Origin of the sequence: Mucilaginibacter sp. (assembly GCF_028288205.1) — a bacterium.
In the GTDB taxonomy this organism is placed as follows: domain Bacteria; phylum Bacteroidota; class Bacteroidia; order Sphingobacteriales; family Sphingobacteriaceae; genus Mucilaginibacter.
Genome location: NZ_JAQBOD010000016.1, coordinates 21864 through 35016 on the forward strand (window position 1 = coordinate 21864; position 13153 = coordinate 35016).

Genomic DNA, 13153 nt, shown 5'->3' on the forward strand with positions numbered 1-13153 from the left:
GTCAATTACAATAATAAAAATTTCTAATCCATAAAAAAGACTTATAATTCATAAATAGCAATTAAACTGCCATTTAGGTTAAATATTTATATCGTTAAAAACACATTTTTCAAATTATGTGTTTGTTTATTTGCGGGAATGTTTAGTATCTTAATCCCTGTATAAAACCCCGATGAGAATATTTCACCTAAGTGCCGAATGTTACCCCGTTGCCAAAGTTGGCGGCCTTGCCGATGTTGTTGGCGCGTTACCTAAATACCAAAATTTAGCAGGGTTAAACGCGGCGGTTGTTATGCCTTATTACGACCGTAAATTTGTTCGCGAAAATGTATTTGATACGGTTTTCCAGGGAGCGACATTATTGGGTACCCGCAGGTTATATTTTGAAATACTGAAAGAAAAAACAGATAAGCTGGGATTTGAGCTTTACCTGGTAAAGATCCCCGGTTTATTAGACCGCGAAAATATTTATAGCTACCCGGACGAAACAGAGCAATTTATCGCTTTTCAGATAGCCTTTTTAGATTGGATAAGCTACTCGCAGCAATCGCCGGATATTATTCATTGCCATGACCATCATTCAGGATTAGTGCCGTTTTTACTGCAGCACTCTAAATTGTATACAAGGCTGGCCAAAACGGCTACCGTGTTTACTATACATAATGGCCAGTATCACGGCGCTTTTGGCTGGGATAGGTTGTCATATCTGCCGGAAATTGACCTTACCAAAACCGGCTTGCTTGATTGGAGCGGTGGTATTAATCCGTTAGCATCGGCAGTAAGGTGTGCCTCAAGGTATACTACCGTATCGCCAAGCTATTTAGAAGAACTGACTGTGAGTTCTAATGGATTAGAATTTTTATTCTTTTTAGAACGGGCCAGGGGCATCGGCATCATTAACGGTATTGATACCGAAGTATGGAACCCGGCAACTGACCCAATGATTGTAGAGAAATACACGTCGGCTAAGATCGCCGCAGGCAAACAAAAAAACAAAGAGGCGCTATGCACACGTTTTAACCTTGACCCCGCTAAACCTTTAATATCATTTATTGGCCGGTTAGTTGTTGAAAAAGGGGCCGACCTATTGGCCGAAGCCATTGAAACAAGCCTGGCCGAATTTGAAGGAAAAGTTACCTTCCTGGTGTTAGGCACAGGTGAGCCCGAAATGGAAAAAGATCTGCAGGAGGTAAAAGAAAAATTCCCTGCAGACTGTAATGTTTACATTGGCTATAATGAAGAGCTGGCACACCTGGTATATGCCGGATCAGACTTTTTGCTGATGCCGTCGCGGGTTGAACCCTGTGGGCTTAATCAATTATACGCTATGCGTTATGGCACCATGCCTATGGTAAGAAGCACCGGCGGATTAAAAGATACCGTTATTGATTTTGGCGATGCAGGAGGATATGGCATACGCTACAACAATGCCAGCGTAACAGATATTTGCTATGCAATTAGCCGCGCGGTAGTACTTTACAAGGATGAAAAAAAACTACAACTATTACATAAGCGGATGATGGCCCTTGATTTTTCGTGGGATGTATCTGCCAAACAATATATGGAACTGTACAAAAGTTTAAAACCCACAACAATATGACATCAAAAGTAATTTGCATTGTACTTGGCGGGGGCCAGGGCAGCCGCTTGTATCCGCTTACGGCAACACGTTCAAAACCGGCTGTGCCTATAGCGGGTAAATATCGCCTGGTAGATATTCCAATATCAAATTGCTTGCATTCGGGTATTACACGTATTTATGTATTAACGCAGTTTAATTCCGCGTCATTAAATAAACATATAAAAAACACTTATCATTTTAGCAGTTTCAGCGAGGCCTTTGTTGATATTTTAGCCGCCGAGCAAACCCCTACAAGCGGCGGGTGGTTCCAGGGTACAGCCGATGCGGTAAGACAAAGCCTGCACCATTTGGCAGTGCATGAATTTGATTATGTGCTTATACTATCAGGCGACCAGTTATACCAAATGGATTTTGATGAAATGATAGGTCAGCACGTTGCAAAAGGTGCTGATATATCAATAGCAACCATACCGGTGCACATTAATGATGTACCCGGATTTGGCATATTGCAAACTAACGAAGAGAGTTTTGTAACCGCGTTTGTTGAGAAACCTAAAACAGGTTTTGATAAGCTGGTATCAGAAGTAAGCCCCGAAATGGAAGCACAGGGAAGGATCTACCTGGCATCAATGGGTATATATATATTTAATGGCAAGCTTTTATATGAATTGTTGCAAGGCAATGAAAGTACAGATTTTGGTAAAGAGATAATCCCGCAGGCTATAAATGAGCATAAGGTATTAAGCTATCAGTATGAAGGCTATTGGACGGATATTGGTACCATCTCATCATTCTTTGATGCCAACCTGGGCCTTACAGATGATATACCGCAGTTTAACTTGTTTGATAAAAATTACATTTTCACAAGGGCTCGCATGCTACCACCGTCGAAGATATCTGGCACACATATGGAGAAGGCAATTATTGCCGATGGCTGTATTATTAACGCCAGCCATGTTATTCGCTCTATAATTGGTATACGTACACGCATTGGTTTTGATACCACTATTGAGAATTGCTATGTAATGGGTAGTGATAATTATCAAACATTAGAGCAGATAGAAGAATCAAAAGAGAAAGACATCCCTATTATGGGTATTGGCGACAGGTGCCGGATAAAAAATGCTATCATAGATAAAAACACTTATATAGGTAATGATGTTTGCATAAACTGCGGCGACCTGTTACCCAACGGCGACTATGCTACGCATACCATACAAGATGGAATAGCTATTATTAAAAAGCGGGCAATTATACCTAACGGGACAATTATTTAATTTAAAAAACATTTTTCAACCACTCATAGTTGTTAACATTAGGAACTGTAAAAAACTAAAATTAAAAACTATGAAAAAGGCACTTTGCATGATCGCTTTAGCAGCGATCTCTTACGGCACTGTTTATGCGGCAATACCGGTACAAGTCAGAGATACCACCAAGGTAAAAATTAAAAGTAAAGCCGGTAAAACTAAGATCAAGAAAAAAGCAGTGAAGAAAGATACTACAATGAGGAAGGATACTGCAATGAAAATGTAGTATCAATTACTAAACAAAAAAGCTTTACGTAATAGTAAAGGCTTTTTTGTTTAGTAATTGGGTGTATACTAATTTAAAGGAAAGTCGCGAAGCAGTATCGCCCTTAATTTTACAAGTCTATCTCTTCGCCTATAGCAGGCAATTTAATATTGATACCTGCTTTTATAAATTTTTCTAATGCTTCGTCTTTATCAATAGCAATAACCGGGAAAGTATCATAATGCACACCGATAACATTTTTACAATTAATAAAGCCGGTTGCTTTTATGGCATCATCAATGCCCATGGTATAGTTATCGCCAATGGGTAAAAAGGCCCAGTCAAGGTTCTCATCTTCCAGCAGCTTCATGTCATAAGTAAGCGCGGTATCACCTGCATAATATATTTTTTTACCTTCAGCATAAATAACAAATCCCGCCGGGTTACCACCGGCCGCGCCATCCGGCATAGTGCTGGAGTGCACTGCATTAACCATCTTAACCCGCCCAAAATCAAAGTTAAAACCGCCACCAATGTTCATGCCGTGCGCCTCTATACCTTGCGCACCCAGCCAGCCGGCTATTTCGGCAATACAGATCACTTTGGCGCCACTGCTTTTTTGGATGGCCACCAAATCTGCAATATGGTCGCCGTGGCCGTGCGATATCAGTATGTAATCGGGCTTCAAGCTGTGTATATCAATATGGCTGGCTGCCGGGTTAGGGGTGATAAAAGGATCGAACAATAGCTTTTTTCCTTCTGTTTCAATCATTATTGTTGATTGTCCGTAATAGGTAGTTTTCATAACAGGTAATATTTATTTTAATAATATCGAATAATAAATATTTAAACGCCTAATATCAAAGTAACATTTCATCATTCAAAATTTGATATTAAAATATTACTTTCCAAACATCCCGCCCATACCACCAAGCATATCTTTGGTTATGGCGGCCATTTCACTTTGGCTTACATTATCAGCCTGTTCCATCGCTTTGTTAATGGCAGTTATCAGTAATTCTTCAATTTCTTCCTTATCGGCATCTTTATAAAAATCAGGATCAATAGTTATTGATTGTATAACTTTGTTGCCCGTAGCGCTAACGCTAATCTTCCCGCCTTCAACAGAACCGGTTACGGTGATAACATCTAACCGTTTTTTTACTTCGCCAGCCTTTTGCTGAACTTCAAATAGTTTATCGAACATATTGCTTTTAAATGTGCAGATATGCAAATGTGCGTATGTGCAAATGATTTGTATGCATCACATTTACTATCTGGTTGTTAATTATTTACTTCATTAAGTATTTGCACATCTGCATATCTACGCATCTGCACATCGGCCTAATCCTCACTCGTATCGCCATTGCCTTTATAGGCGCTTTTTCTAACAATTGGCATGCCTGTGGCTTTAAACAGGTCGTCTAACTTTAACAAACTGCCGTTGGATAAGTTTGTTAGCAGCACAATAGTAATATCGTCTTTAATATCACGCAGATATATATGCCTGAACCCGTGCCACCAACCGGTATGGTAAATTACCTGCTGCCCGGGCGCCTGGAATATGCGCCAGCCATAGCCATAGTTAAAGTGACCATGTACCCAGGGATTACGCGGTGTATAGGCCGAATCCATAGTTGATTGTTTTAACAATTTGCCCGCACGTAGGGCACGGTCATAAATATACAAGTCGCCAACGGTGCTGTATATGCCTTTGTCGCCAACCGGTCCATCCAAAAAATTTTGCGCTACCGAATAGCGCCATTGCCCCCTGTCATGCCCTACCACATCAACCGGTATTTTATCATAAGTAGCTTTAGAATATACATCTGTATGTCCCATACCGGCCGGTTTAAAAATATTCTCTTTCATAAACTGGGCATAAGGCATACCGCTTACTTTTTCAATAATAGAGCCCAGCACCATAAAGTTAGAGTTGTTGTATAAAAACGTTTTATTAGGCGTGTTAAAACGGGCCGGTTTGTATTTGGCAATCATGGCCATCGCGTCTTTATTAGACAAGCCTATTTTTTGTATGCGGTGCTCTTTCCTGTAAATATCATCCACAAAATAAACATAGTTCATCATGCCCGACCGGTGTGTAAGCAACAGGCGAATAGTTACTCCGTCATATGGGAAATCAGGAAAAAAATCTTTTACATTTTGATCGAGCTTTAATTTGCCGCGTTCCATCAGCATTAATATGGCGGTACTGGTCATGGTTTTGGTAACCGACGCCAGCTCGAACCTCGAATTTATTTTTAAGCTATCGCGATGCAGGTAATCGGCCCAGCCTATGGCTTTCTCATATATTATTTTGCCATGCCTGGCAACTAACACATTGCCATTAAAGCCCCGGGTTTTATGCAGGATTTGCATAACTTCATCTATCTTTTTATTCTCATTTTTAGGATCATACGCTAACAAAGCTTTTACATCTAACGGTTTGCTTTTTTCTGCGGGGGCAGCAGCGGAGGTGCCATTTTCGCCCGGTTTAGACGAGCAGGACGCTAATAAAAATATGGATGCGGTAAAAGTTAGAAGGCTTTGATTAACTAATCTCATAAATAAAATACTATCACTATAAACGAATGCGAAAGTTGGAAATTATATACCGGGCTGAAACTAAAGTTTTAAACATTTTTCTTGTTTTAGTTAATAACCTTATAATTTTAAAACATGCAACTATGGTTAAGAACATTTTTAGGCTTTTTGTTTTTAAGCAACGCTTTTTTTGCATTTGCGCAGGATAAGCCCGATGCCGATGACCCGGCAGCAAACTATAAAACCGCGCTTTCGTTAATTAACGCTAATAAAGGGAAAGAGGGTATCCCATATCTGGAAAAAGTAATTAAAACTTCATCGGCCTATACCGCCGCCGCCTATAGTTTATTAGGTGGCGTTTATGATAACGACCATCAGCCCGAAAAAGCGATAGCGGCTTATAAAGATGGATTAAAAGCCTATCCGCAAGACCAAAGCCTGCATTATAATTTAGGCCTGGCCTATTTCCGCGGCAAACAATATGGCAATGCCGAAACCGAAGCTATCGAAGCCATAAAACTCGACCCGAAACATGCCAATAGTCAGCGTATGTATGCTTTGGTAACTTTTCATCAAAATAAACGGGTAAATGCATTGTTAGGCTTTTGCAGTTTCTTATTGCTGGAGCCTAATACACAGCGATCTGCGGAGGCATTTACCAATATGCAAAGCATTTTAAAAGGCGGCACATTAAAAGAAGACGGTACAGGTATTTTAGCTGCCGATGATATAAAAGAAAGGGCCATATTAAACGCGGGCCTAACCGCAATAACCACATCGGCGCAAGCCAAAAAACTAATCGGCACAGCTTTGTTGGAGTATGAGTTAAAAGCCATATTCACCTTAGCCGGGCAAAACGCCGATAAGAAAATCGACAAGACTTTTTTTGATAAGTTTTACGCCGCTTATTTTTATAAGCTGGCGCAGAGCGGCAACATGCCTGCATTTACAAAGTTAGTAGCTAACAAGGAAATGGGTGCGGGTTTGATGGAATGGGTGAAAGTGACGGAGAGAGGATTTTAATTGCTTTGCTCGAAGTACAGGATTGCTGTGTCATAAATTTTTTCATTATCTCCCTTAATGTATTGTAATCCAATACGTATACTATCACCATGATCTGTTTCATATTTAAACTTTATATAAAGGGATGATGAATACCTTCCCGATACTGTTGTTACTTCCTTGACATCACTCCATTTTATGGACACGTCTTTTATGTAAGAAATAATTTCTTCTGAATTTATTTCTAAAGCGATTTTATTTTGGAATGCAGGAATAAAATATTTGACAAACAGATAAACAAACATTGCGATAAGCAAAAGGTCAACAAATAAAATCAACCCCCAATTAACAAAATCACCTATAACTATAAATTTAATTAAATGGGGTATAGACATTCCAACAATTGTTGCTAAAAGGACGACAAAAAATATGCAATTTGCTTTGCTGTAAGGATATCGAATAGGTTCCATATTAGTTATGAATCTAAGGTACGAATAATAGAAGTTAAACCAACCCTCTTTCCCGCTTGCGGAAGAGAGGGTCGCGCTCGAAGAGCCGCGGGGTGAGTCCTCGCCGACGGCATTAGCGATAATAAACGCGCACCGTTTACTCACCCGGTCTTTGCTACGCTCGACCACCCTCTCTTCGCCTTTGGCGGAAAGAGGGTTAAACTATTTCTTATCCACCCCTTTCAACTCAACCGTAAACACATACATTCCCTTCTCCAATATCCTGTATTCTTTATGCACCGGCAGGCCCCAGCTAATGTCGCCACCTATACCCATTTGCTGGCCGTCTATGTTTACGGTTGTAAAATCGCGGTGCGGTAATTGGTTATCGTGTGTGGTGGTTTCCAGGTCTTGTTGCGTGTAGGGCCATGCGGTAACGCCAAAAACATTACCAATCTCCGACACTTGCATACCACTGCCTTTAGCATTGGTAAAGCTGATGTGCCGCACATCGGTGCGGTTGGCGTTGTCCTGCGGACGGACATAATTGGTTATCCAGTTGTTTACTGTCGATTGGTATAAGCCAACAGCATACCCGGTTTTCCTGTCGCGGTAATTTTCCTGCGGACCGCGGCCATACCAATTAATTCCGTTCCAATCGGCATTAATACCAAAGGTCATGCCTATTCGTGGAATTTCGGGGGCCCTTTTACCTATGTTTAACTGCATGTTTACTTCTACCTTCCCATCTTCATGCAAAGTGTAAAGCATGGATACAAACGTCGAATCCATTGGCAGTTTTATAGTCGCCATCAGGTAGCCGCCATCGCCAATTGGCATTTGTTTGATGTATTGCAGCTCACCTTTTTCAACCGCGTCTTTCCACGGCCCCATATTTTTAGGCACGTTCCATCCTATATCGTTATCCGTAGGTACGCGCCAGAAATTAGGCTTAAGCGGCGTGGCTAAATTTTCATGCCCGTTAATTATATAGGATGATAGCCAGCCGGTTTTACCATCAATTTTAATGGATGCACCTTTAACTGATGCGGTCCAGCCTGACGCGTCTTTTGTAAAAGTTACTTTTTCAGTTATGGGATTATTTTTCGTGATCAAAGGCATCTTGACTGGCAGCTGATCCCCTGCAACTACATGCCCTGCATTGGCCCATAACGTATTATTGCGCAGTCGGAATTTTACGGTCACAAAATATTCGGCGCCCGTTTTCCATGTTTGTTTTCCCCATGGGATGGTTATTCCTTTTTCCTCGCCGGGTTTTAAGTTTGGTATGATTAATGGTCCTTTAGCAATGGCGGTTCCGTTCTCTTCTAACACCCAATCGGCAGTAAAGCCTGTTAATGGAATATAAAAATATTTATTGCGGATACGTACCTGTCCTTTGACTATATCATCAGCCGTAACTTTTATGTATTGAAAAACCTTCTTTCCTTCCCAATAATGCGGACGCGGGATACGATCGCCGGAAACTAATCCTTTTATACAACGATAGCTATCATTGGGCCGGTCGCCAAAATCTCCGCCGTAGGCGAAAAATGTTTTACCCGAAGCATCCGTTTTATAAAGCGATTGGTCTGCCCATTCCCATATAAACCCACCCAAAAGCATAGGATATTTTTCAAATACATCCCAATAGTCCTGCAAATTACCCAGGCTGTTGGCCTCGGCATGCGCATATTCATTAGCGATAAAAGGTTTGCCTGATGGGTAAGGGCCATGCTGATCTATTGTGCCTATTTCGCCATGCTCGCCTTTGCGCACCGCTTTGCCATTTACATGCTGCAGCAGCCACTCTGTTGTTGGATAGGTTTGGCTGTCAAAGTCAGCAGCTAAATTCATATCCGCATAATGTATAGGACGCAGTTGCGGGTCGGCAGCATGGGTAGCCTCACGCATCGCCATAAAATCATTGCCATATCCCGCCTCGTTACCTAACGACCAGCTCACAACGCTCGGGTTATTACGGTCGCGTACCACCATGCGGCGCATACGGTCTACAACGGCGGGCCGCCAAACGGTATCATCGCCGGGTAGTATGCGTTTATGGTAGCTGATGCCATGGGTCTCTAAATTATTCTCATCCATTAAAAATAAGCCGTAACGGTTGCATAGCTCATACCAGCGCGGATCATTTGGATAATGTGATGTGCGTACAAAATTCAGGTTATCCTGTTTAATGAGCTTAATGTCTTTTATCATCTTTTCACGCGTAATGGTATAGCCGCCCGCGGGGTCAGACTCATGGCGGTTTGTGCCTTTTATTTTGATAGATACGCCATTTATAAACAATTGCTTATCGCGCAGCTCAACTTTATGGAACCCGACATCTATCCGCCGCGTTTCTATCACCTTGCCGTTTTGCACCAGCTCTACCAACGCATCATAAACATTGGGTGTTTCTGATGTCCATAATAATGGATGCTTGATGAAAATAGAACCTGTCCTCCCCGGTGTAAACTCGCCGGTAAATGTGCCGATAGGCTCGTCTATCAATGCATGCAAACCGGTTTGCCCGCCAGGCCCGCGCAGGTATAGCCGTATACGCACATTATCTGTATTTTTTGTGATGCCGCGCAAAGTATAATGCAGGTTCAGGTTGGCGCTGTGCAGGTCATCACTTAAAGGGGCGTTCACATAAAAATCCCAGATGCTTACTGGCGCAGCATGATACAGGAAAACATCACGGAAGATACCGCTTAAGCGCCACATGTCCTGATCCTCCAAATAAGAACCATCCGAATAGCGGTAAACCTCTACCGCCAGTAAATTATTCCCGGCTTTTAAATAATCGGTGATATCAAATTCGGCAGGTACGCGCGAGTTTTCGCTATAACCAACCTTGTGCCCGTTAACCCATACATACATGGCCGAGCTAACCCCCGCAAAATGAAGGAGCGTACGCCCGTGTCCCCAGTTTGCAGGCACTTTAAAATACCGGCGATAAGAGCCTACCGGGTTACGCTGCGTATAAGTATTAAAGTTTTTATTGGGCTCATCCATTACCCGCCCGAAGCGTTTTACGTTGAACGGATAATTGGAATTGGTATAGACAGGAACACCATAATTATTCTGACCAACCGGAGCTATCTTTAACCCCTCCAGTTCCCAGCAGGAAGGCACAGTTATTTTTTTCCATTTGGACGCGTCAAAATCTGTCGCGAAAAAATTTGCGGGCCTCGCATCAGGATTAGGCACCCAGCTAAAATCCCACGAGCCGTTTAAGGATTGCACCCAGGGAGAATGATCGTAATCGCTTTTCCATCCGCTAACCGTATCAGGGCATGGCCAGGCCACATTACGGGCGGGCAGTTTATTAATGCCAAATACGGCCGGGTTTTGCCAGTCGGCATTATCATAGTTTTGTGCCTGGGCAAAAAGATGGGTTACAGGCAGGATAAATGCTATTATAAACAGAGGCAGTAATGCTAATTTTTTCATTGGTATAATTGGTTACGCGAGAAAATAAAGTAACCTATTTTTACTTAAATTTTGATGAAAATAATGCGCAAACGATGTAGGAGAGATCAACAAGCCTCTTTCCGCGCAGCGGATACCTGCGATAGCATAACATATTCCACCAACTTTTTGGTGACACCATTTTGCCAGTGTATACGGGTGTATATACTTGTAGGTGCCTACATCCTTAAGTAACTTAAGTATGCACGCACAAATAGCAATTGTATAGATTTCCTCGTTCCTCGTCGAAATGACATTAGCTTAGATAACTAAGTTGCAACAACTCCCCCTTTAGGGGGCCGGGGGGCGAAACAGCCTGTTCCATCTTATCTTATGCCAAAAATCAGCCTCGGTGTCTATGCTCATCCAGATAAATATGGCCTTGCCTACAATATGATCTTCGGGGACAAACCCCCAGTAGCGCGAATCTTCAGAGTTATGGCGGTTATCGCCCATCATCCAGTAATAGTTTAATTTAAAGGTATAAGTTTCTGCTTTTTTACCATTGATGAGAATGTCTCTACCTATCACCTCAACCTTATTGTTTTCATAAACGGTAATAGCACGCCGGTATATAGGGAAAGTAAGATCGTTTAGTTTTATGGTCCAGCCTTTTTTAGGAATAATAATGGGGCCCATATTATCAGAGTTCCATCTAAAAGAAGGATCCTTAGGGAAAACATCCGGTTCATAAACACCCCTAAATTGAGTACTTTCTTTTACTGACCTGATGTTTTTCAACTCCTTTAGTGCAGCGGCAGATTGCCTGGTCATAAACAGCTCGTAGTCTTGGTCTGTATATTTATACCGTAATTCAATGCTCAGATCTTTCATAACCTGTTCACTAATTGGCGTGCCGTTAGTTTGCACCATATAACCGGGTTTGCTGTTTACAGGATTTGATGCAGCTTTGCCATTTATATAAACTTGTGCATCAATTATGTTTAAGGTATCGCCCGGTGTAGCCTGGCAGCGTTTAATGTAGTTTTCCCTTTTATCAACCGGCCTATAGTAAGGCGAATCGGCATCCATAGGATAATTAAAAACTACAATGTCGCCTTTTTTTACGTTGCTAAAACCGGGCAGGCGGTAGTAAGGTAATTGTATCCCATCCCAATAAGCTTTGGTATTTATTATTGGCATGGTATGGTGCGCAAACGGAAATGCAACCGGTGTTATAGGCGTGCGCGGGCCATAGCTTATCTTGCTAACAAAAAGGTAATCGCCTATTAAAAGGGTATTCTCCATTGATCCGCTTGGGATCACGTAAGCCTCAATAAAAAACATACGGATAAGCACTGCTGCTAAAATAGCAAAGGCAAAAGCGTCAACCCACTCGCGGGTAGAACTCCTTTGCCTTTTTTTTATGCTGCGTTTTTTCCGGAATGCCAGGTTCATGAAAGCAATATGCAGCTTTTAGGGTAATTTTTAATTATCTGCATACCTATAATCTGCACATCTTAATGTATTCCCCTAAATAACCTGCTCCATCTTATTTTACTAAAGAAAGGTGCTTCATCATCCCAGCTCATCCATATAAACAGTGCCTTACCAACAATATGATCCTCGGGTACAAAACCCCAGTAACGTGAATCTAACGAATCATGACGGTTATCGCCCATCATCCAATAGTAATTCATTTTAAAGGTGTAGCTATCAGCCTTTTTACCATTTATTAAGATATCATTGCCCACTTGTTGCAGCGTATTATGTTCGTACACCGTTATAGCGCGACGATAAATAGGAAGGGTAAGGCTATCCAGTTTTACGGTCCAGCCTTTTTTAGGTATAATAATCGGTCCGTAATTATCTACGTTCCATTTAAATTTATGATCTGTTGGATAACGCGGATCGTATGGGAACACACCAAACTCGCCTCCGCCTTTTGGTTGGATATTGGCGGTAACAGACTTAACATTCGAATATTTTCTTAAGGCATCGGCCGCTTCTGTCGTCATGGTAGGTGAAGTAGCACCTTCATAATTAGAAACATGAAGCTCCTGCAATATTTGCGGGTTAAGATCCATACCTGTTGAAGAAATGGTGTAATCTGTTTGCTCGCCCGGTGGGTTTGGCGCGGCTTTGCCATTTACATACACCTGCGCGTTAACCAAACTTAGTGTATCGCCGGGTGTGCCCTGGCAGCGTTTAATATAATTTTCGCGTTTATCAACCGGGCGATAATAAGGCGAGTCGGCTTCCATCGGGTAGTTAAATACTACTACATCGCCTTTTTTTATGTCGCTAAAACCCGGTAAACGGTGGTAATTCAATTCAAGGCCATCCCAATAAGCTTTGGTATTAATAAGCGGCATGGTATGGTGCGCAAACGGAAACGCAATTGGCGTCATAGGTGTACGCGGGCCATAATTTAGCTTGCTTACAAATAAAAAATCACCAACAAGCAGTGATCTTTCCATTGATGGGGTAGGTATAGTATAGGCTTCAATAAAAAAGGTTCTGATAAGCGTAGCGGCTATAACAGCAAATAAAATAGCATCAACCCACTCGCGTGTTTTGGTTTTCTTTTTTGCGGGTGTGTTTGTTTTGTTTTTATTCCAGAATTTCCAGTTCATTATCTTCTAAT

The 13153-nt window shown here is 41.8% G+C and carries 11 protein-coding genes; 4 read left to right on the forward strand and 7 right to left on the reverse strand.

Features of this window, described 5'->3' with window-relative positions; translation table 11 throughout:
• The first annotated feature begins 172 nt into the window (after positions 1 to 172).
• The 3 genes from JWR23_RS03680 (at position 173) to JWR23_RS03690 (ending at position 3118) form a co-directional block, all read left to right on the forward strand.
• Positions 173 to 1600: a glycogen synthase gene (locus tag JWR23_RS03680; RefSeq protein ID WP_299513135.1), complete on the forward strand. Its 1428-nt coding sequence runs from the start codon at positions 173 to 175 to the stop codon at positions 1598 to 1600.
• Positions 1597 to 2859: a glucose-1-phosphate adenylyltransferase gene (locus JWR23_RS03685; protein WP_299513137.1), complete on the forward strand. Its 1263-nt coding sequence runs from the start codon at positions 1597 to 1599 to the stop codon at positions 2857 to 2859. The genes JWR23_RS03680 and JWR23_RS03685 overlap by 4 nt, the downstream gene beginning before the upstream one ends.
• 70 nt (positions 2860 to 2929) lie before the next feature.
• Positions 2930 to 3118 carry a hypothetical protein gene (locus tag JWR23_RS03690; RefSeq protein WP_299513139.1) on the forward strand — a complete coding sequence of 63 codons (189 nt, stop codon included), beginning with the start codon at positions 2930 to 2932 and terminating at the stop codon, positions 3116 to 3118.
• 109 nt (positions 3119 to 3227) lie between these two features.
• Here the strand turns inward: JWR23_RS03690 and JWR23_RS03695 are convergent, their stop codons facing one another.
• From JWR23_RS03695 to JWR23_RS03705, 3 genes are all read right to left on the reverse strand, one after another.
• Positions 3228 to 3902: a metal-dependent hydrolase gene (locus tag JWR23_RS03695; protein WP_299513142.1), complete on the reverse strand. Its 675-nt coding sequence runs from the start codon at positions 3900 to 3902 to the stop codon at positions 3228 to 3230.
• A gap of 96 nt (positions 3903 to 3998) precedes the next feature.
• On the reverse strand, positions 3999 to 4304 hold the full coding sequence (locus JWR23_RS03700) for a YbaB/EbfC family nucleoid-associated protein (protein ID WP_299513144.1): 306 nt from the start codon (positions 4302 to 4304) through the stop codon (positions 3999 to 4001).
• 137 nt (positions 4305 to 4441) lie between these two features.
• The gene (locus tag JWR23_RS03705) at positions 4442 to 5662 is read right to left on the reverse strand and encodes a serine hydrolase (RefSeq protein WP_299513147.1); all 1221 of its coding nucleotides are present in this window, start codon (positions 5660 to 5662) and stop codon (positions 4442 to 4444) included.
• Positions 5663 to 5776: 114 nt separating this feature from the next.
• Between JWR23_RS03705 and JWR23_RS03710 the strand changes: the two genes are divergently transcribed.
• A complete protein-coding gene (locus JWR23_RS03710; RefSeq protein WP_299513150.1) occupies positions 5777 to 6664 on the forward strand; it encodes a tetratricopeptide repeat protein in 888 nt (295 codons plus the stop codon).
• Here the strand turns inward: JWR23_RS03710 and JWR23_RS03715 are convergent.
• The 4 genes from JWR23_RS03715 to lepB (JWR23_RS03730) all read right to left on the reverse strand — a co-directional run bounded on the left by JWR23_RS03715 (position 6661) and on the right by lepB (JWR23_RS03730) (position 13142).
• Positions 6661 to 7113: a hypothetical protein gene (locus JWR23_RS03715; RefSeq protein WP_299513153.1), complete on the reverse strand. Its 453-nt coding sequence runs from the start codon at positions 7111 to 7113 to the stop codon at positions 6661 to 6663. The two genes, JWR23_RS03710 and JWR23_RS03715, sit on opposite strands and share 4 nt — an antisense overlap.
• 201 nt (positions 7114 to 7314) lie before the next feature.
• A complete protein-coding gene (locus JWR23_RS03720) occupies positions 7315 to 10548 on the reverse strand; it encodes a glycoside hydrolase family 2 TIM barrel-domain containing protein (protein ID WP_299513155.1) in 3234 nt (1077 codons plus the stop codon).
• A 309-nt stretch (positions 10549 to 10857) separates the two neighbouring features.
• Positions 10858 to 11964 (reverse strand): signal peptidase I, encoded by a 1107-nt coding sequence (gene lepB / locus JWR23_RS03725; protein WP_299513157.1) that lies wholly within the window; start codon positions 11962 to 11964, stop codon positions 10858 to 10860.
• A gap of 62 nt (positions 11965 to 12026) precedes the next feature.
• On the reverse strand, positions 12027 to 13142 hold the full coding sequence (gene lepB, locus JWR23_RS03730) for a signal peptidase I (protein ID WP_299513159.1): 1116 nt from the start codon (positions 13140 to 13142) through the stop codon (positions 12027 to 12029).
• Positions 13143 to 13153: the final 11 nt, after the last annotated feature.